Source organism: Streptomyces sp. NPDC031554, from assembly GCF_055580685.1.
The window spans coordinates 89,651-112,564 of sequence record NZ_JBVIKX010000010.1 but is presented as its reverse complement, the minus strand read 5'-3'; the positions used below and the strand labels follow the sequence as shown (position 1 = coordinate 112,564).

The 22,914-nt window shown below is 72.7% G+C and carries 18 protein-coding genes; 8 read left to right on the top strand and 10 right to left on the bottom strand.

From position 1 onward, the window contains the following. Positions 1 to 467 precede the first annotated feature (467 nt). The gene (locus ACZ5FU_RS24850) at positions 468 to 1,922 is read left to right on the top strand and encodes a hypothetical protein (RefSeq protein WP_468835115.1); all 1,455 of its coding nucleotides are present in this window, start codon (positions 468 to 470) and stop codon (positions 1,920 to 1,922) included. Positions 1,923 to 1,926: 4 nt separating this feature from the next. Here ACZ5FU_RS24850 and ACZ5FU_RS24845 read toward each other — a convergent pair whose 3' ends face one another. Further along, the gene (locus ACZ5FU_RS24845) at positions 1,927 to 2,970 is read right to left on the bottom strand and encodes a hypothetical protein (protein ID WP_451525738.1); all 1,044 of its coding nucleotides are present in this window, start codon (positions 2,968 to 2,970) and stop codon (positions 1,927 to 1,929) included. Positions 2,971 to 3,941: 971 nt separating this feature from the next. Here ACZ5FU_RS24845 and ACZ5FU_RS24840 point away from each other — a divergent pair. Continuing rightward, positions 3,942 to 4,388: a hypothetical protein gene (locus ACZ5FU_RS24840; RefSeq protein ID WP_451525739.1), complete on the top strand. Its 447-nt coding sequence runs from the start codon at positions 3,942 to 3,944 to the stop codon at positions 4,386 to 4,388. A 52-nt stretch (positions 4,389 to 4,440) separates the two neighbouring features. Here ACZ5FU_RS24840 and ACZ5FU_RS24835 read toward each other — a convergent pair whose 3' ends face one another. Continuing rightward, positions 4,441 to 4,566 carry a hypothetical protein gene (locus ACZ5FU_RS24835; RefSeq protein ID WP_451525740.1) on the bottom strand — a complete coding sequence of 42 codons (126 nt, stop codon included), beginning with the start codon at positions 4,564 to 4,566 and terminating at the stop codon, positions 4,441 to 4,443. 62 nt (positions 4,567 to 4,628) lie between these two features. On the opposite strand from ACZ5FU_RS24835, the gene ACZ5FU_RS24830 reads away from it, so the two are divergent. The 4 genes from ACZ5FU_RS24830 (at position 4,629) to ACZ5FU_RS24815 (ending at position 14,393) form a co-directional block, all read left to right on the top strand. Beyond that, positions 4,629 to 5,276: a peptidoglycan-binding protein gene (locus ACZ5FU_RS24830; RefSeq protein WP_451525741.1), complete on the top strand. Its 648-nt coding sequence runs from the start codon at positions 4,629 to 4,631 to the stop codon at positions 5,274 to 5,276. Positions 5,277 to 5,727: 451 nt separating this feature from the next. Beyond that, positions 5,728 to 8,649, top strand: coding sequence for a hypothetical protein (locus tag ACZ5FU_RS24825; protein ID WP_468835111.1), 2,922 nt, complete (start codon positions 5,728 to 5,730; stop codon positions 8,647 to 8,649). A 28-nt stretch (positions 8,650 to 8,677) separates the two neighbouring features. After that, complete coding sequence (locus tag ACZ5FU_RS24820) at positions 8,678 to 13,198, top strand: peptidoglycan-binding protein (RefSeq protein ID WP_469046646.1); 4,521 nt, start codon at positions 8,678 to 8,680, stop codon at positions 13,196 to 13,198. 85 nt (positions 13,199 to 13,283) lie between these two features. Beyond that, on the top strand, positions 13,284 to 14,393 hold the full coding sequence (locus ACZ5FU_RS24815) for a peptidoglycan-binding domain-containing protein (RefSeq protein ID WP_469046644.1): 1,110 nt from the start codon (positions 13,284 to 13,286) through the stop codon (positions 14,391 to 14,393). 33 nt (positions 14,394 to 14,426) lie between these two features. Here the strand turns inward: ACZ5FU_RS24815 and ACZ5FU_RS24810 are convergent, their stop codons facing one another. The 4 genes from ACZ5FU_RS24810 to ACZ5FU_RS24795 all read right to left on the bottom strand — a co-directional run bounded on the left by ACZ5FU_RS24810 (position 14,427) and on the right by ACZ5FU_RS24795 (position 17,400). Beyond that, positions 14,427 to 15,218, bottom strand: coding sequence for a DUF4097 family beta strand repeat-containing protein (locus ACZ5FU_RS24810; RefSeq protein ID WP_468835105.1), 792 nt, complete (start codon positions 15,216 to 15,218; stop codon positions 14,427 to 14,429). 130 nt (positions 15,219 to 15,348) lie between these two features. Then, the gene (locus tag ACZ5FU_RS24805) at positions 15,349 to 15,675 is read right to left on the bottom strand and encodes an alpha-L-rhamnosidase C-terminal domain-containing protein (RefSeq protein WP_469046718.1); all 327 of its coding nucleotides are present in this window, start codon (positions 15,673 to 15,675) and stop codon (positions 15,349 to 15,351) included. Continuing rightward, positions 15,584 to 16,246: a response regulator gene (locus ACZ5FU_RS24800; protein WP_451780649.1), complete on the bottom strand. Its 663-nt coding sequence runs from the start codon at positions 16,244 to 16,246 to the stop codon at positions 15,584 to 15,586. Before ACZ5FU_RS24800 ends, ACZ5FU_RS24805 begins: the two co-directional genes overlap by 92 nt. Further along, positions 16,243 to 17,400: a sensor histidine kinase gene (locus ACZ5FU_RS24795; protein ID WP_469046642.1), complete on the bottom strand. Its 1,158-nt coding sequence runs from the start codon at positions 17,398 to 17,400 to the stop codon at positions 16,243 to 16,245. Before ACZ5FU_RS24795 ends, ACZ5FU_RS24800 begins: the two co-directional genes overlap by 4 nt. A gap of 486 nt (positions 17,401 to 17,886) precedes the next feature. Here ACZ5FU_RS24795 and ACZ5FU_RS24790 point away from each other — a divergent pair, with 486 nt between their 5' ends. Then, a complete protein-coding gene (locus ACZ5FU_RS24790) occupies positions 17,887 to 19,377 on the top strand; it encodes an alpha/beta hydrolase family protein (protein WP_451780651.1) in 1,491 nt (496 codons plus the stop codon). A 75-nt stretch (positions 19,378 to 19,452) separates the two neighbouring features. On the opposite strand, the gene ACZ5FU_RS24785 is transcribed toward ACZ5FU_RS24790, so the two are convergent. Beyond that, positions 19,453 to 19,962 carry a DinB family protein gene (locus tag ACZ5FU_RS24785; protein ID WP_451780653.1) on the bottom strand — a complete coding sequence of 170 codons (510 nt, stop codon included), beginning with the start codon at positions 19,960 to 19,962 and terminating at the stop codon, positions 19,453 to 19,455. Positions 19,963 to 20,150: 188 nt separating this feature from the next. Here ACZ5FU_RS24785 and ACZ5FU_RS24780 point away from each other — a divergent pair, with 188 nt between their 5' ends. Then, positions 20,151 to 20,486, top strand: coding sequence for a UBP-type zinc finger domain-containing protein (locus ACZ5FU_RS24780; RefSeq protein WP_451525750.1), 336 nt, complete (start codon positions 20,151 to 20,153; stop codon positions 20,484 to 20,486). A 1-nt stretch (position 20,487) separates the two neighbouring features. Here the strand turns inward: ACZ5FU_RS24780 and ACZ5FU_RS24775 are convergent, their stop codons facing one another. From ACZ5FU_RS24775 to ACZ5FU_RS24765, 3 genes are read right to left on the bottom strand one after another with little or no spacing between them, the layout of a single operon-like run. Next, on the bottom strand, positions 20,488 to 21,045 hold the full coding sequence (locus ACZ5FU_RS24775; RefSeq protein WP_451525751.1) for a TetR/AcrR family transcriptional regulator: 558 nt from the start codon (positions 21,043 to 21,045) through the stop codon (positions 20,488 to 20,490). A 10-nt stretch (positions 21,046 to 21,055) separates the two neighbouring features. Beyond that, positions 21,056 to 21,637 carry a sugar O-acetyltransferase gene (locus tag ACZ5FU_RS24770; RefSeq protein ID WP_451525752.1) on the bottom strand — a complete coding sequence of 194 codons (582 nt, stop codon included), beginning with the start codon at positions 21,635 to 21,637 and terminating at the stop codon, positions 21,056 to 21,058. A 36-nt stretch (positions 21,638 to 21,673) separates the two neighbouring features. Then, entirely contained in the window at positions 21,674 to 22,780 is a 1,107-nt protein-coding gene (locus tag ACZ5FU_RS24765; RefSeq protein WP_451525753.1) for a MerR family transcriptional regulator, read from the bottom strand. Positions 22,781 to 22,914: the final 134 nt, after the last annotated feature.

The following is a 22,914-nucleotide window of genomic DNA, read 5'->3' as shown; positions in this document are numbered from 1 at the left end:
AGGACAGGACAGGGCAGGACAGGGCGGTACGGGGGTGGTACGGGGCCTGCCCCGTCCCGGACCCGCCGGGGCGTGGCCACGGTTTCGGTGACCGCGCGACGGCGGGTTCGAGGCGGCGGGCGCGAGGCGGCGGGCACGAGCCCGGTACCACCGCCGGGCGCCCTCCGGGGGCAATCGAGGCCGCACAGAGTCCGTTTGGGCTCGGAGGGGAGTGAACTGCCGGAGCCGTGCCGACGGATCGCGTCCGTCCGTACCGGGAAACGGCGGACGCGCGGCGCCGACGCGGACGGCGGGACGGCCTCGGCTCCCGTCCGGTCACCGGCCGTGCGAGGCCGGGACGCAGGGGCGGGCGCTCGCCCGACGTCAAGAACTCGCCGTGGCGACACGCTCGCAGGAAGGCGACCCCCTCGCGGGCAAACGGGGTAGCTCCGCGTGCACGGCGCCGACACAGGTTCGAGTCTGAGGTCATGAACATCCGCCCCTGGGTCATCGTCGAGCCGCCGGACAGCCGAGGCCTTCGCCGCGTCACCATCGGCGGCGAGAGGGCCGGCAGTGCCTGGTCACCGGCCGAACTGCGCGCGATGCTGGCCCGTCGCGGCTACCCCGAGGACATGGACCTGGACGATCCGGCATCCGTGTGCTGGCGCGGGGGCGGCAGCGGGACCTGGCCCGACCGGCCCTGGAGAAGGCGTCTCACCCTGTCCCTCATGGTCGCCGGCCTGCTCGTCTCCATGGTCTTCAACGCGGTCGTCGGATGGCCGGACGCCTCGGGGGCCCTGACTTTCGCGCAACGGATCACCGGCCTCCTGTTCGTCCTCTCGGGCGTGGTGCTGGGAATCGCGGCGGTCGCGGCACTCGACCACTGGGGACGCCGGCAGTTCAAGGCCTCCGGAGCGCTCGTCCTGCTGGGAGCGGTCATCGTGCTGGCCACCGACGGCCTCCTGTTCCTCCTCTGGTTCGAGGAACAGGAGTACACGCGCTACATGCTCGTCTACGGGCCCGCCCTGTGCTGGTCCGTATGGGCACTGTGTCTTCTCGTGCGCGAAAAATCATGGAAAGGGATACCGCAGCCGAAGAAATTCGCGGCCGGAGTGGCGGCCACGGTGCTGCTGACGGCTGTCAGCCTCGCGTACTCGACCATGTACCAGCCCGCGGCCGCCCCCATGCACTTCACCCTGAAGGCGGAGTTCGGGAAGGCATGGAAGGACGACAACGTCGATTTCGTGCACGTTCCGCTGACGCTCTACATGAAGAACACCGGGGGAATTCCGGTGTACATCATCAATGACATCTACACGGTCCGCGGAAGAACCGCCCTGTACTCCCACGGGGAGGAGGACCTGCTGCTGGAGTGGATGGAGAGCGTGGGGAAGCCGGGGACGCGCGACGGAGAGGCCGAACTCTTCGTCGACCAGTTCAAATACTCCACCATCAGCAGCGGGAGATTCTACGAATCCGGAAACTCGCTCGACGTCGGGCAGGAGTACACGATGAAGCGCGTTTTCCAGATTCCCGGAGAAGCCTGGTACGACACGGTGGACGTGGAACTGCAGATCTCGTACATGAGGAGGGACCGGGGGCGGCTCGATGTGGAGGAATTCAGACTGCCTCACGATTCGTGGAAGGAAGCCGAGGGGCGCTACTACTGCAGACCCCTGGAATGCGGTGGGCAACTCGTCCATCGGGGGAGGGTGCGGCACAACAACAACCTCATCAACGTGACGCGCAAACCCCGCTATGTGACCGCCGTCTGGTCGCCGGGAGGGCGGTTCGTCTCCTCGATCTCCTCCTTTCCCTTCAACTACTACGGGGTGGCCGACTACCGGGAGGAGAGGAGGGAGCTGGAGAGGTACGGAGCCGCGACGGCCCGGACCGACTCGGAGGTCTCCGCGGCCGAACTGCTGAGATCCGCCGGGGTGTGACCGGTCAGCCGCCGGCACCGATGAGCCAGGGCCCCACCGTGACCTGGAAATCCTTGTCGAGGTATTCGGCGGTCTGCTCGCAGTACGCGGCAGAGCCTCCCAGGCTCCCGAACAGCCTGTCGTGCGGTACGAGCTCGGCGAGTGCGGTGATGAGCGGCGCGACCTCGAACGGGCCGTGCGTGCGCTCGTCGTTCCGCAGCTGGGCGAGGACGTCGAGCGTGTCGTCGCTCTCCTCCCGCGCCTTCCAGAAGTCCTTGACCCCTTCCTCCTCCCACTGGGGAGGAACCAGCTCCTTCAGTCCTCGCATGAGGGCCGATTCGGGAGTGGACTCGAAGATGGCGCTGGTGCAGAAGGCGGCGGCCTTGCCGAGCGCCTCCTTCGGGCGCTTCTGGGCGACGGCGGACCGCTCCTGCTGGTCCTTCATGCGGGACGTCTTCCGGTCCAGTTCCTTCGCGGCGCCGGACCGGTCCCCCTGGGACGTCCGGGGGTCGCTGATCTTCCTCAGCAACGCGCTGACCTGCTGTGTGATCTTCGCGAGTCGTTCTCTTTCCTCAGGAGGCGTCCTCCGGTCGTGCATGATGTCCGAAGAGGAGCCCACCAGTACCAGGGTGTCCTCGGGCGCCTGCTCCGGGCCCGGGCTCTCGGGTGGGTTCCGGCCGGTGTCCACCGAGCCGGCCGGCGAACCGTCCTGGCGCCTCTTCACGACGTAGGTCGTGTCTTTCACGATCAGGATCGCCTTCTCCCGCACGATCTGCGGTGTCCGGGGATCGCAGATCACGTCCAGCAGGGAGGTGGTCCGTTTGACCACCAGGATGAGCATGGACCGCTTCTCGGCCGGTACCCGCGAATCGTCGACGGCATCGAGCGTCGACGTCACCTGCGCCACGATCGCGGTCAGCTCCTCCCGCAGTTCGGGAGGCGTTCGGCTGTCGTCGATGGCCGCCAGCGCCGTCGACAGGTTCTCCGCGCTCTCGACGATCCCCTGCCTGTCCTGCGGTGCCGTCTTCGGATCCTCGGCCGAGTCGACGAGGGTGATGAGGGTCTCCACCGTCGGGAGGAGGGCTTCGGGGGCCTGTTCCTTCTGCTCGGTCAGTGTCGTCGTCGTTTCCTCGATCGCCGCCTGCTGCTCCGGTGGTGGTTCGGGCGTCCCTCCGTCCGTGCCGTCGTCCGTGCCGCCGTCCGTCCCCCCGTCCGTGTCGCCGGGGCTTGACGGCTCCGAGGGGTCGGGCGTCCCGTCCGGCGGGGAGGAGGGGGACGTCCCGGGGTCCGACGGGCCGTCCGGTTCGGACGACGGCGCGGACCCGGGGGGTGAGGAGGGGGGCGTCGCCGGTTCCGTCGGATCACCCGGTTCGGACGGAGGGGACGGAGGAGCCGTGGTCGGAGCCTGTACGCCGGCACCGAACCCGTCGGGACTCCCGGCGTTCCCCGCGGCTGTGGTGAGACCCGCCGACAACGCGAGCGCCACGACCAGAACGGATGCGTCGGCCGCGTGGAAGACATGTCGCCGAGAAATTCTGGCCATGACGGTCCCGATACGCTTGGCGCGGTGCTGTTCCGTCCGTTGCGGATTCTTCCTGCCGACGGCGGCTCCGGGAAACGCGGAGCCGGAGGAACACAGAGTCGATGCATGTCCACTCTTCACCCGTCCGGCGCGTTCCGCAACGGGGGACACGGGGCCGCGGTGCCACCGGTTCCGGGGTGCCGGGCCGGCCGGGTGGGCGGGGGATCCGGGTGTGACGGCAGACAGCGCCTCGTGGTCCCCGCCCTGCCGCCGGAAGACCGCACGCCCTCGCCCGCGGGGCGGTACCGGCACGCCGCGCCCACGCCCGGCACTCCGGGAACTTTGCTGAAGTGATCCTCAGAAAGCCTGCCTGCCAGCGCTTTTCCGGAATTGCACACGACTTGCATCGGGCGCATGGTGGAAGTAAGGCGACTGTGACCGACCGGCGGGCGCATGCCTCGACCAGCGGTCTCCATCCTCTCGGGGAGGCGTGATGGTTGCCCTGCCCCCTGTCCCCCGTGCGCTTCGGGAAGCGCGACGACGACGCCAGGACCGTCCGGTCGGCGCTCACCGCCGTCGGGGCAGGCACGGCCGCGGGCGCCACCGGCTTCTTCGGCGAGCCGACGCGGGCGGCCTGCGCGCGATGGCAGCGCATGCCCGGACCGAGGGACTCGGACGCCGATGGTCTTCCCGGCCGTTCCTCCCCGGCCGGACGCGGAGCCGGAGCCGGATTCGCCGTGGACCGCCGCCGTCCCGCTGCCCTCGCCAAGAGTTCCGTGCGCTTCTCGACGAACACGGGCGTGGCGGTCGGCGAGATCACCGCCCGCGGCTTCGCCGAGCAGGCGTGCGACCTCACCGGCGCGCCGAGGAGTCGGGCCACGGGGGTCGACGGCGGCGCGAACCTGCCGGCCCTCGTCTCCCGGGAGTCGTCCCACAACCCGAACGCGGTGAACCCACCGACGTGAACGCGACAGGTCCGGTCCGGTCCGACGGCGCGAAGCTCGACCGCTCACGCGGCTACGCCCTGGTGGTTCCCGGGACGTTCGCCGAGAACCACCGGGCGGGCACGTCCGACCGGATCCACGAGCCGGTGGCGAACATCGCCTCGGCGATCCACCACATCCGGCGCCGGTACGGTGACATCTCGCTTGTCCAGCAAGCCAGTCCGCACCGTGATCCGGCTCCTTACCGCAAGGGAGAGGGCCATGCCCGCCTTGGCGCCGTTCCCAGGAACGCAGTTCTTCCACAAGGGACAACGCAGTCCGGTGATCGCCTCGATGGGCAGACGCCTGGTCAAGGAAGGGTGCGGCAAATACCGGACGGGTCCCGGCCCCGAGTGGACGGACGCCGACCGGCAGTCGTACGCGGCCTGGCAGCACAAGATGGGATTCGAGGGGGCCGAGGCCGACGGCATCCCGGGCAGGAACTCCTGGGACCGGCTTCGCGTCCCGGAGCCGTCGCCCGTCACCGGGGGCCGCGTCGCGTCCCCCGTCCCGAAACACCACGTCACGACCGCCTACCGGCTGAAGGGGCCGCGTTGGAGCCTCGGTTACCACACCGGCGCGGATTACGCCGCTCCGGAGGGCACCCCCTGTGTCGCCGTGCTCCGGGGCACCGTGGTCCGTCACGGGAAGGACCACAGTTTCGGCAACTTCCTCGTGCTGCGGGCCGGCAAGTTCGACTACTGGTACTGCCACCTCTCCCGGCTGACCGTGCAGGGGGGTGCGGTCACGGCCGGCCAGAAGGTCGGCGAGGTCGGCTCCACGGGGAACGCCACCGGCGCCCACCTCCACTTCGAGAAGCGTCCGGCCGGCGGCGGTTTCGGAACCGACGTGAACCCCACCACCTGGTAGCCGTCGGAGGCGGGGAGTCCTGTCCGGCGGGCGCCGGCGAAGCCGCCGGAAGGCCCAGGGACGTGCGCGGGGACGTACGCGTCCGGGCCACCGGTGCGCGGAGCCCGTCCGACGCGGTGCATCCGTACGAGGGGATTGCGTTATGGCTTCCGACAGCCGTCCTCCCACCGGGCCGACACCCTGGCGGGAGGTGCGCGGACATCATCGCGAGGGCCTTCCCGGCAGTGGCGGCGGTCCCGGACGTCCCGGTGACGGGGGTCGCCTGGAGTGGTCCGGGGGATGGGGGCGCCGGGGCCGCGGCGGAGGAGGGGACCACCCTGACCACCCCTGGGACCGGGACCACCCCTGGGACCGGGACCACCCCGGAGACGGGGACCGCCCGGACCGTCCCGGCGGCGGGGGTCCTCCCGACCGTCCCGGCGGCGACGGCGCGGTGGGACCGTTCAGGGTCGTGCGCCCGGCGGACATGCTCGTGGCCGACATAGCCCTGGTCAATCTCCGGTGGGACGGCAGTCGCCTGGTCCGGCGGGAGCCGGCCGCCCCCACGCTGGTCCTGATCGGGCTGCCGCCGCAACACGTCCTGGAGGAGGTCGCCCCGCCGCTGGACACCGTCGCCGCCCCTCCCGGCCCCATGAAGGCGTTCACCTCCGGCGCGTCCCGGCTGGTCTTCTCGGTGCCGCCCGAGGTGGACGGTCTGGAACTGACCCTGGAGTCCCTGCTCGACTGGGGGCGGCTGGTCCCGATGACCGTGCCGGTTCCCCAGCCGGGCACCACCTCCACCGAACTCCCGGGAAGCGTCCTGGAGTTCCCCGCCCGGCTTCTCCTCACCTACGACGAACCCGTCGACTGGGTGTGCCCGCCGGAGCCCCACGGCGCGGACGGCCGCACCGGGTTGTGGCACGCCCGGCTGAGCGGGGAGCGGGGCGGCGAAGCACTCCTGCGGGCCTTCGCCCGGATCGAGGACCGGCCCCCCGTCGCCCCCCGGGTGCCGCTGAGCGCGGCCGAACTGGAGGCCCTGGTCACCCTCACCTGCCGGGAAAAACTGTTCGACACCGACAACGCGGCCATCGTGCTGCCCAGCGCCCCCCTGCGCGCCGAGCAGTTCATCGTGACGCCCCTGGGTGCCTCCGCCCACCTCCACGGCGCCTGGGACGACCTCACGGAGAAGGCCGCCGCGCAGTTGGACGCGATCCGCAGGAATCGCCCGGACCTCGTGGCGTACGACCACATCACCGGTCTGGGACGTGATCAGTTCGTCAGGGTCGTCACCCGCGGCTTCCTCTCCACCGGCCACCCGGCTCTGCTGGTGACCGAGTACAAGCGGCTGTTCGCCGCCGACCGCGACGGTGGCGTCACGGCCTACCTGCAGCGGGAGGACCGCATCCTCCCGCGCGTCCCGCAGGTGCACTACGCGGAAGGCACGGGTTTCCCCCATCAGGGACGGGAGATGCCCTTCCGCGCGCTGCGGATCACCGACCGGGTCACCCCGCCGATCAAGCCCGTCTGGCCCCCGAAAGCCCCCGGCCAGGATCAGCCGCAGGCCGTGGAGGCGTTCTGGGTGGAGCTCCAGGACGGCTCACGCGACCACGAGTTCACCGTGATCGGCACGGATCACGAGGGACGCGACGTCAGCTTCACCACACCCCTGGTCTTCGTACCCGCCTCACGGGCCGGCCAGTTCGAGCAGTTGCGGGACCTCTACAAGCCGGATGGAACGAACTCGGACAGGAACCGGCTGAAGCGGACGCTGGGCGGTCAGGTGATGGCCATGGCGCAGCCGCCCGCAGGCGCCCCCGGCAGCACCAGCCACGCGGTCGGCACCCTCCTCTTCGAGATGACCCGCAGGTCCGACGGGGGCGAACACCCCCTGGCCGGGACGCTCGTCGTGTCCGGCGCCGAGGTGAACGTCCCCGCCCTCGAACCGTTCACCCCGGACGCGGGCCCCGTCCCGGTGCACTTCGACACCGTCTACCTGGACCGCGGCCCGGCGGCGCACCCCGCGCGCGCGTACCTCGACCTGGACGCCGCGGTCGACCTCGCCTTCGCGGCGGAGCAGTCCGGCGGCGTCGCCCGGCCGAACGCCGCGGTCAAGGTGATCACCAGTCAGGCGGGCGTCCTCCCCGACATGTTCAGGACCGACGGCACGGGAGCCGTCGGCGCGGCCCCCATGGCCGACATCAGGCAGGCCTTCGGAGCGGCGAAACTGCTCGGCTTCATCGACCTGGGCGAACTGGTGGGGGACATCGCCGGCCGGGACCTCGACCGGCTCGGGCACCTCGGGGACGACGACATCCAGGCCGTCCTCGACGACGTCGACGGCAGGCTTCCCGCCCCGGTGCTGCGCGTCCGCGACCTCGCGGACGGGGCCGGCAAGGAACTGCGCCACGTGTGGAAGACGGATCTGAGACCACCGGATCGCGGACCGCAGGACAAGCCGCCCCTCCTGGACGTGGACGGCACGGTGCTCACCCTGGACGCACGCACGACGACCTCGAAGGAAGCGGGCCGGACGACCTCGGTGGAGGGCCGGCTGCGCCACATCGCCCTGAACGTCGCCGGGGTCGCCCGGGTGGAGATCGCCGAGCTGGTCTTCAAAGCCGTTCCGGGCAGCAAGCCGGACGTGACGGCCTCCGGACTGGAACTGAAGTTCGACGGCGATCTGGAGTTCATCAACACGCTGCGCAGTGCCCTGCCGGCGGACGCCTTCGGCTCCGGCGCGTTCGTGGACGTCCAGCCGTCCGGCATCCGCACCGGTTACACGCTCGCCCTCCCGACCGTCGCCGTCGGTGTCTTCTCCCTGGCGAACGTCTCCCTGACAGCCGAACTGACCATTCCCTTCGAGCCGACGAAGGCCGTCTCCCTGCGCTTCTCCGTCTCCGAGCGGCAGCGCCCCTTCAACGTGACCGTCTCCCTGTTCGGCGGCGGCGGTTACTTCTCCCTGCTGGTCGACGCGGAGGAGGGGATCAGGGAGGCCGAGGGCGCCATCGAGTTCGGCGGCAGCGCGGCGCTCGACCTGGGGGTCGCGAGCGGCGGGGTGACGGTGATGGCCGGAGTCCGCTTCGAGCTCAGGGACGAAGCCGTCAAGGTGGGCGGCTACCTGCGGTGCAACGGCTTCCTCAGCGTGCTGGGCATCGTCACCGTGTCCGTCGAGTTCTACCTGGAGCTCACCTACGAGAAGAGCGACGGCCGGTCGACGGTCCGGGGGAGGGGCACCCTCACGGTGAGCGTCAAGATCGCGTTCTTCAGCAAGTCCGTGACCCTCAGCCTCGAACGGAGCTTCTCCGGCGCACCGGGCGATCCCACCTTCGTCGACTGCTTCGACAAGGACACCCACTGGGAGGAGTACTGCCTCGGCTTCGACGGCGACTCGTAGGAACCTGTGGACCCGGTGGTGGGTGATCATGAAGTTCGAACAGAGAGTGCTGTGGACGGTGCTCCCGGCGGGCCTGTCGCGGGACGGGACGAGGGCCAAGGTGTCCGTCTTCGTCAGCCCCCGCCTGGGAGTGCCCGACCAGGACCCGGCGGCGCGGCCCGACGGGGAACCCGAACGCGGCACGCTGGACTCCTTCGACGACTTCCGTTCCTGGCCGGAGAGGATCAGGGACGCGACGTTCGAGTTCGGCCCGGGCGACGGCGTCTCCCCCTCCTTCACCGGACCGGTCCGGGCGTCCGGTCCCCCTCCCGACACCACACGGTGGAACAAGCTCTTCGGCGGTGACATCCCGGTGGAGCCCTACGTCTTCGAGGGCATGGCCGGCCGGGCCGCGGCGATGCGCACCTACTCGGCGAAGCGGGTGAGCGAAGCGACCCGCACGGCTTACGGCACGGCGGCCAGGAGGTCTCCCGAACGGCCCCCCGACATGCGCTCCATGATGCGGCAGATGATGGGTTCCGAGAGCGCGGTCGCGGACCCGGAACGTTCCGACACGGCTGCCACCATGCGCCGGGGCCTCGACGAGGTGACCGAGTTCCACCGGTCCGCGGCCGGCGATGAGCCGGCACCCTCCGAAAGCGCGCCACCACCGAAGAAGCCCGATCCCGACTTCCACCAGATGCTCACCTCGCTCGGCGACCACCCCGAGCTGCTGCGCATGCTCGGGCTGGTCCTGGACTTCGACCTGCCCGTCGAGAAGATCCCGCCCTCCGCGGGCGAGCGGTTCCTGTGCGTGATCCCGCACTGGGAGTCCGCACTGGGGCCGGACTCGGTCGACGTGCCCCCGCGCACGCGCTACGTCCTGCTGCCCGACCGCAAGCTGTTCGTCGCCGCGCCCCGGAGGTTCGAGACCGACCCGCTGGCCTCTCCCGCACTCGGCCTGGTCGCACTGCCCGAGGACGACTTCTCCCTCGAACAGGCCGACATCGACAGCGCCGCACTGAAACTGGCCGACCTCGCCCGCGAAGGGGCCGGCGCACCGGAGCCGGCCGAGTCGCCGCAGACCAGAGGGCTGGCCCCGGTCCGGACACAGGGACTGTCCCTGGTCAGGGACGATCGCCGAGGGGTTCTCCGGACCGACTTCGAGACGGCGGACCGGCACGAGGACGCGGCCGCCACCGCCGTACGGGCCAGGCGGCCACTCGGAGAGGACGGGCAGGTTCCGGACCGGCCGGACTCGCCCGCCATGCCGCAACTGTGCGCGGAGGACCTGGTCCGCGGCCACCGGATGGACGTCTGGGACGACACCCGGGCCCGCTGGTACTCGTTGCACGCGCGCACGGTGGCCTACCGCTCCCCGGGCGAGGAGGAACCGTTCCTGACGGCTTCCGACGAAGGCTTCTTCCTGGCCAACCTGGTGTCCTCGCCCGCCGACGCCGACAGTGACGTCGTGTACGTACCCGAGCGGATCATGACGTGGGAGGGCTGGTCGCTGTCCGCGCCCCGCCCCGGCCGGGTCCTGGGCATCGGCGAGGGGGCGCCCGACGAGGTCGTCGAACCCGCCGGCGAGGCGCAGACCCGGCTTCCGCTGCGCATCGACGTCACGGTGCGGCAGGGCTCGCTGCCCCGCCTGAGGTTCGGCCGCGGATACCGGGTCCGACTGCGCACCGTCGACCTGGCGGGCAACGGCCCGAACCTGGACGAGGCCGACGCCCTGGTCGGCCGGGACGGCAGCGGCGACCTGGTCCTGCCGGGGGACGGGCCGCTGGTCTTCCGCCGGTTCGAGTCCGTCCCGGCTCCCGCCGTGGTGCCCCGGTCACCGCTGCACGAGGGAACCTCGGTGTCCCGGCTGGTCATCCGCAGCACCCCGGGCAGCGCACCCGGCCCGGCCGCCGACGGCGCGGTCCCCGGCACCGGGACGCGAGTCGTCGTCCTGGCCGAGGTGCGGCCGGAACGGACCAACGACGACGTACGGGTCGTCCAGGAGGCCCTGATCGCCCTGGGCCACCCCGTCCCCGCGGGGGCGACCGGCCACTTCGGCCCTCAGACCCGCGAGGCGTACGCCGCCGAACAACGCGACCAGGGCATCGGCGGCCCGGCCGCCGACGGCGTTCCCGACTGCGCGTCCCTGACCGAACTCGGCCGCAAGGGCGGCTTCGCCGTCGACTGCGTCACCGTCCCCGGCACGGGAGGCGGGGACGCCCGGCAGGAGGAACCGGCCCGCACCGCCGAACAGCACGCCGCCCACCTCAACGGCCTGCCCGAGGTCACGACGGGGAACCGCCCTCCCTACGCAGGTGTCGACGAGCGACATCTGGCGGCGCCCAAGGCCTCACTGCACTGCGTCGAACGGCACGGACTGCTCGACGGGGCCATCGGCGCGCAGGACCGGGCGGCCAGGGAGGCCGGCTACGCGCTGGCGTCCCGCGAGAGCGGCTCGCTGAGCGATCCGGCCCGGCCGGGGGCGGAAGTGGAACCGGTCCGCTCGCCCGCCGCCGACCCCGAGCACCCGGTGGCGACCGTCCGGTACCCGGGCGAGCAGGTCGAACTGCCGTATCTGCGCGAGCCCCTGTCCACCGGGGCCGTGCTGCTGGACCTGCCGGGGACGCGGGCGGGCGAGCCGTTCGAGGTCCCGTGGGGCGGCAGTGCCTGGCACCTGCCCCGTTCGTTCCGGCTGAGGCTCGCGGAAGGAGACGCACCGCCTCGCTTCGACGAGGCGTCACGGGTGCTGACGGTCTTCCTGCCCCCGGCCGAAGTGGCCACCGTACGGGTGTCCTCCGCGATGCGGTTCGACGAGGGACTCATGGGGCTGGCCTCCTGGTGCCGTGAACTGCCCGGCCGGCGAGCGCGACCCGAGGCCCCGCCGGAGGACGCGGAGGCGACGGCGCGGCAGGACGAGGAGGAGCGCGGCCGCACGGCCACCGCCCTGAGTCTGGCCGCCGCCGGCCGCCACTGGATGTTCACCCCTTCCCAGACCCTCACGCTCGTGCACGCGGTCCAGAGGCCACTGCGACGCCCCGTCCTCGACCTGCGGCCCCCGGCGCCCCGTCCTTCGGACGCCACCGCCGAGCACCTCGCCGGGACGATCGCGCTGGACCGGAACAGCACCGGCCGGATCGAACTCGTCGCGCACTGGACGGAGGTCTCCGACGAAGGCGGGGAAGGGCGCACCGAACGCCCCCTGACCACCACGGTCTTCGACCTGCTGACAGCGAGACTGCTGCCCCCGGACGATCCCGCGTCGAGCCCGTCGGCCGTCCTCGAGGACGGCACCCTGACCTTCGACACCGAAGCCGCCGGGGACCCTGACAAGGCGGAACCGGGGAAGCACGAGTTCGGCGACACCAAGCACCGGGTGGTGTTCTACCACCCGGTGGCCGGAACCCGGTTCGGTGACTGCTTCCCGCCCGAACTCGCCGAGAACGACCCGAACGCGCTGACGGTGCGGGGCGCGCCCGTGCGGCACTCCGTGCCCAGCAGCGCCCGGCCCACCGCGCCCCGGCTGCTGTACTGCGTACCCACCCTGTCTCTCGAGACCGTCGAGAGCCCGCCCGGCACCGTCGTCAGGCGCCGCCGCGGCGGCGGCATCCGGGTGTTCCTGGAACGTGGTTGGTTCTCCTCCGGGGACGGCGAACTCCTCGGCGTGGTGCTCGGCCAGGCACCGCCCGCCGGCACACCCGTGGGCGCCTTCCCGGAGGTCACCCTGATGGGCCGCGACCCGGTGCACCGCTCCGCCCGGGTCGTCGCCCCGACCCCGGCCACGTTCACCAACGCGGTACGGCGGGCCGAGCAGGTCGCCCCGGCGACACCCGCCGGTTCGCGCACCGTCACCGTCGTGGGCTTCGCCCCGCGGTTCGACCCGGAGGGGAACCGCTGGTTCTGCGACGTGGACCTCGACACCGGGACGACCTGCATGCCGTTCGTCCGGCTGGCCCTGGTCCGCTTCCAACCGGACTCGATCCCGGGAGCCGAGATCTCGCCCGTCGTGGTCACCGATCTGGTGAGGACCCTGCCCGACCGCGAACTGCGGGTGAAGCTGGACGAGGTGCCGACCGTCAGCGTCACCGGCCCCTCGTACGACCCGACCGACTCGCCGCCGCCGTCGATCACCGCCACGGTGCAACGCCGGAGCGACGCCGTCGCCGACGAGGATCTCGCCTGGACGACGCTCGACGGCACGACCGTGACGCTGACCTCGATCGACGCGGTTTCCACCAGGACCCCCTCCTACATCGGCCAGGTCCCCCTGCCTTCGGACGTGCCGCGTGACCGGCTGCGCCTGCTGGTCATGGAGACCGACGGCATACCGCCCGACGCCGCCGCCCCGCCCGCCACGCCGGGGCCGGTGGTGTACTGCGACACCGTCCCCCTGGGCGCGGACCCCCACCGTCGTGGTGACGGCGACCGCGACCAAGGCGGAGACGACCGCGACCGGGACGACCGCGACGGAGACGACCGCGACGGAGACGACCGCGACCGGGACGGCCGCGGCCGGGACGACCACGGCAGGTGGGACCACCGCTGGGGTGGTGATCGCCACGGGCGCTGATCGGGCGAACGGCGTCGTGCCCCGTCTCGGGACGCGCGAGAACCGCCATTCCCTCAGGGGGTGGTCACCCGGGAAGGAGCTGGCCGTGAGCATCTGTTTCACACCCGGCGAGGTGTACGGAGACTCTCCCGACAGCGTGAAGCGCAGGATGTCCTCGCTGTTCGGAGACGTGGCGGAAATCATCGTCAAGAAGCACTACTGCAAGGAAAAGGGGGGCTGTCAGGAATTCCTCAAGCCGGGCACGCTCCAGACCGATTTCTTCGACGTCGGCATGGGATTCCACCGATGTGATCACCTTCTCGCGTACCTCCACGTGCACAACCCCTTCCTCACCGCGGACGTGCGCGCCCGGTGTCTGGCCCGCAAGGAACCGGGCGATCCGCATTTTCCGGTACCGGACGTCATCACCACCGAGCCGGGAAGGCGGGAGTTCTACGAGATCAAACCGGACTCGGCCGACGGTCTCGCCAAAGCGGTCAAGAAGGTCCAGTGGTTCGAGGACGAGGTGTGCGCCCCGAACGGGCTCGTCTACGGCAGGGGCACCGTCTTCAGCGGTGCCGTGGACGAAGTGGTCTGGAACGGGACCTGGTTCGGTGTTCCCGTCAAGGTGCGTTTCACGACCGAGATGCCGCGCAACGGAATCGTGGTGTACAAGCTCTGCCTGGACAGGGCTCTCGGAGAGTTGCTGGAGAAACTCCTCGTCAAAGCTGTCGTCGCGGCCTTGGTCTACCTCCTCCTGACCACCGCGCCCGTCGTCGTTCCCGCTTTCGCGGTCCTCCTCGCCTCGGCGGCCGAACCACCGCTTCGGCAACCGGTGGGGAGCGGTGGAACCAACTCGAAACCGGACGTCGCCTACGCGCAGCTCATGCTGAACGACTGGCGGGGACGGAACGGCGTTTCCCCCCTCCTCGACGTCGACGGTTCGGTGGGTCCCCGGACCATCGGCGCGATCACGTTCTTCCAGCAGCGGGTGACGGGGATCGTCGACGGCCGGTTCGACCTGGGCGGCCCGGGAGTCGGTGCGCTCGAGTCCGGCCACTTCGACTCGCTCACCTCGCAGGCGAGCGTCACCTCCTCCATGGAACAGCGTGAGTTCGAGCAGGAGGAGGAGGCTCCGCTGCTGGAGAGCCTTGCCGAAGCAGGGCGGGACCACCTGTCCTCGGTGTACCGAACGGCCGGGGCACTGGCCGGTTGACCATCGCGCCGGGCCGACCGGAAACACCGGGCATCACTCCCGGGCGGCGCCGACGTCGCCGTTGACCGTGGTCAGGGTCATGGTGCGGTCGTCCTGTGTGCCGTCGGTGGGGAGGGTCACCGACGGCCGGCCGTTGTCGGTGGCCGCCGTGACGCGGTAGCGGGGCGCGTCGTGCGGCACCACGACGCGGACCGAACCGTTGGTGGTGGCCGCCGCGACGCCGGTCGGCGAGGTGGCGCAGTGGAGCACCACGTCGCCGTTGACCGTCTCCGCGCGCAGCGTCGTGGCCCGCAGGGCGTCCGCGCGCACCGAACCGTTCCGGGTCGCCAGCCGGACCGCCGCCTCTTCCTCTCCTCCCGCGCCCTCACCGTTCCCGGAACCGGTCACCGTCACGTCACCGTTGACGGTCGTCAGGTCCAGGGCGGCGTCGACGCCCGCCACGTCGATGCCGGCGTCACGGGCGGTGACGGTGACGGACGTGCCGGCGGGGACGTCGACCTCGGGCATGCGCGGGCACGAACCCTTCGCCTCGGGCGGCCGGGCGCACGACAGGTCCACGACCCAGGTGTCGTCGCGGTGCGTCCAGCGGTGCCCGACGCCCCGCTCGACGACGACGCGGTCACCGTCCGCGGGCCGCAGACGCACCCCGTTGTCCGTGGTGATCACCAGGTGCGCACCGGGGCCGGTGACCGGCCACCCTCCGGCCGTCCGGGCGTCGCCGCGCCCGTCGTGTCCCGCGCCGCCGCACCCCGCCACGAGGGGGAGGGCCGCCAGCGCCACGGCCAGGCGCCGCGCGTACGTCGTCGTCATCGCCACCGCATCCATGCCGGGTCGCCTTCCCCCTCTCGCGGCGGTCAGACCCGGGCGCGTGCCGGCACCGTCGACCGGGCTTCCCCACAAGGGAATTGACGCTCCGTCAGTTCGTTGCCGCCGTCCGCCGCCTCGTGACCCCGCCTCAACCGCGGGGGAGGGCGACGGTGTACGTGTGGGTGCCGGGGCGGGCGAGAACGGGTTCGCTCCCGGGCAGCCGGACCTTGGCCGTCGTGCCGGGGGGAACGGTCACGGCCACGGTGAACTCCTCTCCGCGCCGCCGCCACCGGCAGGCGAGGGGCCCGTGCAGCGAGTCGTGCCGCGCCGAGGCCCAGGTGAGGCCGCCGCCGGGCCGGGGCCGTCGGCCCCGGGCCGCGGCGTCATGCCGGGCGGACGAGGCGGTTCTCGTGGGCGAAGACCACGGCCTGTATCCGGTCGCGGAGTCCGAGCTTGTGCAGGATGCGCCCCAGATGGGACTTCACGGTCGCCTCGGCGAGGTACAGGCCGGCCGCGATCTCGGCGTTGGACAGGCCGCGGCCCACCTGGACGAGCACCTCGCGCTCACGGGCGCTGAGCCGGCTCAGCCGCTCGTCGGGTCCGGCGCCGCCGCCGTCGGGGAGGTGCGGGCGGAGGTCCTCCAGCAGGCGGCGGGTGATCCGCGGGGAGAGCACCGCGTCGCCCGCGGCCACGCCGCGTATCGCGGCGAGCAGTTCCTCGGGCCTGGTGTTCTTCGGCAGGAAGCCCGACGCTCCGGCGTCGAGTCCGGCGAAGGCGTACTCGTCCAGGTCGAAGGTGGTGAGGATCAGCACTCTGCTCCGCGGGGAGGTCCGGACGACCTGCCGGGTCGCCTCGATCCCGTCGGTCCCGGGCATCCGGACGTCCATGAGGACGACGTCGGGGCGCAGTTCCCGGGCGAGGCGCACGGCCTGGACGCCGTCCGCGGCCTCACCGACCGGCACCATGTCGGGCTGGACCTCCAGGACCGTGCTGAAGGCCATGCGCAGCAGCGCCTCGTCGTCGGCGATGAGGACGCGGATCGTCATGCGGACGCCGCCCCGTCGCCGAGGAAGAGGCGGGTACGGACTCCCCAGCCGCCGCCCGGGAGCGGTCCGGCCCGCAACGTCCCCCCGTAGGCGGCCGAGCGCTCGCGCATGCCGGCGATGCCGTGGCCGGACGGTGCGGTGCCGGGCGCCGGCGGGCAGGGGCCGCTGTCGGTGACGTCCACGGTGACGGTCTCGGCCGAGCACCCTATCCGGACCTCCGCGCGGGTGCCTGAGGGCGTGTGCCTGAGGGCGTTGGTCAAGGCCTCCTGCACCAGGCGGTAGACGGTCAGCTGCGCGGTGGCGGACATGTGGGTGTGGCCGCCCCGGACCTCGACGCGGGTCGGCAGCCCGGCCGCGCACATCTGGTCGGCGAGGGACTCCAGCTGCGCGATGCCGGGCAGCGGGTGGCGCTCCGCGTCCGGTTCGTCGGTCCGCAGGACGCCCAACGAGCGCCGCATGTCGGTCAGGGCCTGCCGGCCCGTCTCGGAGATCTGGAGCATCGCGGTGGTGGCCCTCTCCGGCGACCGGTGCTGCGCGTAGACGGCGGCGTCGGTGAGCGCGACCATGACGGACAGGTTGTGGGTGACGATGTCGTGCATCTCCCGGGTGATACGGGTCCTCTCCTCGGCGACGGCCAGTCGCGCCTGCTGGTCCTGCTGGTGTTCCAGGCGCGCGGCCCGTTCCTCCAGGGCCGCCAGGCAGGCGCGACTGGTGCGCGCGTTCACCCCCAGGACGGCGGCGGCGACGACCGTTGCGCTCACCGCGACGAAGGGGGCCAGGAACGCGCCTTCGGTCGCCCAGCGCAGGCAGGCCAGCAGGGCCCCGGCCTCCACGACGGCACCGGCGACGAGCGTGCCGAGCCAGCCCGAGTTCGCGGCCGCCGTGTGGAGGGCCACCAGCAGGGCGACGTCCGCCGGCAGCGGGACGTCCGCCAGCCACTGGACGAAGGCCGCGGCCGCCACGGCGCCGAACACCGTGAGCGGGGCCCTGCGCCGCCACACCAGGGGCAGCGTGAGGGCGGCGGTGAGGGCCAGGGCCACCGGGAGCTCTCGCGGCGGGCGGGTGGTCACGATGTTGAGCAGGAGCAGCGCCGGCAACAGCGAGTCCCCCACCACGGGCGGCAGCCGGCGGCTCCGGCGCCGGGCGGCTCCCACCGGTCGCACCGCTCGCGGGGAGGCCGGGCCGGCGTGGTCCGCCGGCCGTGCGGCCGTCCTCGTCCGCCGTACGCGGTCCCGGTGGCGCACCGGGTGGGCATCGCCGGGTCCTGCGGCCGCCTCGGTCATCACACGTCCCTGTCGGTTCGGCATCGTGGCGGCCCCGGCCGGGCCACCGCCGCGTGCGGCCGGAACCGGGTCGGACACGAGGAGCCGGCCCCCTCGCGCGCACCGGCGTGCACCGCGGTCCTGTCACGGTAGGCCGTGGGTCCGCGCAGCACATGAGCCCACCGTCTGAGGGCACCGCGCCGAGGTACGACCGCAGGAGGAGTCCCTCCACCGCCCACGGTCGCAGGGCGGCCGTGCACCCGCCGTGCCCGACTGCGACCCCGGTCGCACGGGCGAGAGGCCCGGATGCGACTCCGGTCGTACAGGGCCCCTGCCCCGGATGCGACTCCGGTCGTGCACGAGGGCGATCCGGGACCGATGTGGCACCGCGTGCCCCGCCCCGAGGATGGCCGGGTGACCGAGATCATCGCGGGACCGTCCATGTCCCCTCCGGAACTGCTCCTCCTGTCGGCCGCCGTCGCGCTGGTGGTGGCGCGCTGGCTTCCCCCCGCCGTCCGACCGCACGTCACGATCGCGGCGGGGGCGGTTCTCGCGCTGTCCGCGATCGTGCTGGGCGCGGTGGGGATCCGCTGGCAGATGCTGCCGGTACTGGCGGGTGCCGCCGTCGCGTCGCCGTTCGCCCTGTCCCCCCTGCTGCGACGCCGTGCCGGCCGGCCGGCACGGCGGGCCCGATGGTGGCTGGCGTTGCCGGGGACGGTGGCCTGCGCCGGCCTGATCGCCACGGGACCGGTGGCCGCCTGGGCCTTTCCGGTACCCGTGTTCCCCGAGCCGTCGGGCCGTTTCGCGGTCGGCACCCGCGTGGTGCAGTGGACCGACCCACGCCGCCCCGAGAGCTTCACCGCCGATCCGCACGACCGGCGCACGGTCGTGGTCCAGCTCTGGTATCCCGCGCGGAAGAGCCCCGCGGGCGCGCAGCGGGCCCGGTACCTCGGACGCACGGAGCACGAGGCGCGCACCGTTTCCGGTGCTCTCGCCCGCGAGGTCGGCCTGCCCGGCTTCCTGGTCGACGGCCTCCCGCGTGCCCGCACCCGTTCGGTCTTCGACGCCCCGGTGGCCGGTGGGGGCGGACGGTTCCCGGTCGTGCTGTTCTCTCCGGGGTCGAGCGGAGTGCGTACCCAGAACACCGCCTGGGCGGAGGAACTGGCCAGCCACGGCTATGTGGTCGCCGCCCTCGACCACCCCTACGACTCCGCGGCCGTCGTCCTCGCCGACGGCCGGACGATCCGCTCCGAGATCGCCTCCACCGGAGACCGGGACGAGGACGCCGAGCTGGCGGTCGGCTGGACGGCTGTCCGGGCCGACGACCTCAGCTTCGTCCTCACCCGGCTGGACCGCCTGGACCGGGGCGAGACCGCCGACCCGCTGACCGGACGCCTGGACACCGGCCGGGCCGCGGTCACCGGTCACTCCATGGGCGGGGCCGCCGCCCTGCGGGCGGCCCGGCAGGACCGCCGGTTCGCCGCCGTCGTCGATCTGGACGGCTATCCCCACGGCCCCGCCTCCCCCTCCCTCCACCGGCCGACGCTCGCGCTCACCCAGGCCCTCACCTCCGCCACCGACCCGCGTTACCTGCCCCGCCTCACCGAGGCCCTCAGGTCCAGCACCGCGACCGGCTACCGGCTCACCGTCCCCGGCGCCGCGCACCTCACCTTCACGGACGGCCCTCTGTACCTGCCGCCCGTGCCCTCGGCGGTCGGTTCCCTCGGCCGCACCGGGAGCCCGCGCGTCGTCGCCGCGGCCACGCTCGCCTTCCTGGACAGCGTCCTGCGGCACCGACCCGGTGACCTGGAAGAAGTCCTATCGGCCTACGGCGACCTCGGCGTCCACCGCCCGGACGGCAGCCCCTGAACGGCAGCCCCGTGCCGCCCGCCGGGCCGCCCGCCCTCCCGCGCCCGGCCGTGGGCCGCGGCGACGGCCCCGGTCTCAGCCGGAGTGCGTCGTACCGGCGAGGACCTGCTCGCGGAGAATGTCCGCGTGGCCGCAGTGCTGGGCCAGTTCGCGCAGCGTGTGCAGGTAGACCCACCGCAGCGGCAGCGGGCCCCGGCGGTTGCCCGGCACGAGGTCGTCCAGGCCCAGGTCCGCGGTCGCCCGGCGGGACGCCGCGCAGGCCTGCCGGTGGGCGTGCTGGACCGAGGCGACCGTGTCGTCCTCGTGGAGTTCGAACGACTCGTCGGGGGAGTCGGGAATGCCGATCTCGGCACGTGACCGGCAGCTGACGGCCTCGTCGAACCAGACCTTCTCGACGAACGTGGCGTGCTTGACCAGGCCCAGCAGCGTGGTCCTGGACGGGACCAGCGACCTGCGCGCCTGTTCCTCGGTCAGTCCGTTCAGACTGTCGTGCAGCGCCGATCGATGCTCGTCGAGGAACGTCTCGAACTGCTCGCGCAGGGGTGCCTGGAAGACGTCGGGCCGCACTGACGGCTGGGAGATCATGACCGCAACGATAATGCGGCGGGTCCCGAAGGGGGTGCGGTTCCGCACGCCCGACCGCCGCACCCGGAGCGGAACCGGCCACCGGCCCGCGCGCCCGGTCCCCAAGCGTTCGCGGCGCGGGCCGCATCCGGCGGGCCCGCGACGGCCGAAGGGGGAGTGGTGGGGAACGCCGGCGAAGGAGGGACGGCATGACGAGGTGGACACCGCTTCCCGACGGCGGTCGGCCGGAGGGACGCGGCTGCGCCCACATCGGGACGCTGGAGCGGGAGCACGCCCCGCGCAGTGAGGTGTGTCTGCGGTGCGCGGCCCTCGGACACGACTGGGTCGGCCTGCGGGTGTGCCTCACCTGCGGCCACGTCGGCTGCTGCGACAGCTCGCGCCACGGCCATGCCACCGCTCACTTCGAGTCCAGTGGACACCCGTTGATACGGGGCGTCGGAGGCGGCGACGAATGGGCCTGGTGCTTCGTCGACGAGGTCTACCTCCGGCCGCGGCACGCGACCCGGCGGGAGCGCCGGACGTGATCTAGGGGTCCCCCCGGCCGACGGTGGTGATGCGGGTGACGGCCTCCAGGGTGAGGGCGCGGTCGTGGGGTTCCCGGGCCAGGGCACGGTGCAGGATCAGGCCCTCGATGAGGGCGTCCAGCTGGCGGGCCGTACCGGGGTCGAAGTGCTTCTCCAGGTGGGTGCGGCTGCCCGCCATCCACTCCTGGGTGAGTTCCCGGTAGGCCGGACGGCGTGCGGCGAGGGTGTAGAGCTCCTGGGCGAGGACGAGGTCGCGCGGACTTTCCTCGGACAGCGCGTGGACGAGGTCGGTCACCGCCGCCCTGGCCTGGTCGCGGTCGGCCGGAGGCGCCAGATACGCGTCGAACAGCGCCACGACGTGGTCGGAGAAGTGCCGGAACGCCTCGCGGAGCAGCTCGTCCATGCCGCTGAAGTGATAGGTCATCGACCCCAGGGGGACACCGGCACGTGCGGCGATCTTCCGGTGGGAGACACCCGCGACACCCTCGTCGGCGATGAGGTCGAGGGCGGCGGCCAGGATGCGCGCGCGGCGCAGGGGGTCGACGTGTCCGGTGGCCATGGCGGCGGACTCACAGGTTCCGCACCGGCCGGGCCGGATTGCCGACCGCCACCACGTTCGCGGGCAGGTCCTTGGTGACGACGGCGCCCGCGCCGACGACGGAGTTGTCACCGATGGTCACGCCGGGCAGGACGATGACGCCGCCGCCGAGCCAGACGTTGTCGCCGATGGTGATCGGCCGCGCCGCCTCCAGCTTGTCCCGCCGGGGCTGCGGCTCCAGGGGGTGCGTGGGGGTGAGCAGTTGGACGTTGGGGCCGATCTGGCAGTCCTCGCCGATGGTGATGTCCGCGACGTCCAGCGCGGTCAGGTTGTAGTTGACGAAGGTGCGCGCGCCGATCGTGATGTTGCTGCCGTAGTCGACGTGGAGCGGCGGCCGCACGTGCGCCTCTTCGCCCAGGGTGCCGAGGAGTTCGGCGAGCAGCGGCCGGGCGGCGTCGGCGTCCTCGGCGTAGGCGGCCTGGTAGCGGGTGGCCAGGCGTACGGCCTGCTGCTGGCGGCGCGCGATCTCCGGGTCGTCGGCGATGTAGAGGTCGCCCGCGAGCATGCGCTCGAGGTTGCTGCGGGGGTCGTCCGCGAAGTGGTCCGTCGTCATGCGTACGATCGTACACTCGCAGTGTACGAACGTACGCTACGGCTCGGAGGGCCGGGACGGCCCGCTGCCGTGGACGTCGCGGACGGTGTCGGCCGGCCGGGGCCGTGCCCCTCCGGCGGACCCCGCCGAGCTGAGCATCCGGACCGCCGTGCCCAGTCCGGCCGGACACGTCAGACCGGGCTCGGCCGGCCTGCTCCAGCCGGGCCCGCAGAGCATGACCAGGCTCTGTGTGCGGGCGCCGCGCACCCCCCAGCGCGTCGCCGCGATGTGGCGGGCCAGCGGAAGGCTCGCCGTGGACCGCGACTGCGACCAGAGGGCCACCGCCACGGGGCCCACGCGCTGCACCGCGGCCACGACCGTTTCGCTGGGCACGGCGGCGCCCAGCACCAGGGCGGGAACGCCCCGTTCGGCCAGGGCCGCGCTGAGCGCCTCGATCGGCAGCGTGTGCTGCTCGCCGGGCAGGCAGGCGAGCAGCACGGGCGGCGTGCCGTGCGGAGCGTGCCGCAGGGTCGAGGTGACGTAGACGTGCCGCAGCGTGGCCGAGATGTGCCAGGACAGCAGGTGCTCGACCTCGATGTAGCGGTCGCCCGAGGATTCCCACCGGCGGCCGACCGCCCGGAGCGAGGGAACCATGACCTTCTCCCAGGCGCCGACCAGCCCGTAGGTGCCGACGGCGTCGGTGAGGCGTTCCTGGACGGCCGCGGCGTCCAGGCGCACCGCGGCGCGCGCGAGCCCCACGCACGCCTGCCGGGGATGCCCGGACGGCGCTCCGCCCTCGTGGTGCGCCGCGGGAGGGGCCGGCACGGCGGCCGGCCGCTCCGTCTCCCGCGGCGGGTCCGCCGCGGGAGACGCGGGGAGGGCGGTCCCGAGCGGTGCTCCGGCGGACGGACCCTGTCTCGCGATCCGCGCGGCCTCCGCCGGGGGGACGCCGCTCGCGGTCAGCCGGCACATCTCCTGGACCGTGGCGACGTCCTCCGGCGTCCAGCGGCGGTGCCTGCCCTCGTCGCGCACGGCCGGTCCGAGGCCGTACCGCCGGTCCCAGCTGCGCAGGGTGGTGGGCGAGACCCCGAGCCTGCGCGCCAGGAGACCGGTGGTGATCCCGGCGTCGGGCGCCTGCGCGGCCCCCCGCGCGTCGGGGCCCATCACCGGTTCCGCGCGGTCGCGCGGCACGGCACCGCGCGCTCGGGGACGTCGTGGCCGGACGGCGAGGACACGGGGGACGGCAACGGGCACCTGCCTCGTCTCGGTTGCTTCGGAATCCCGCCACCTCGGGGGAC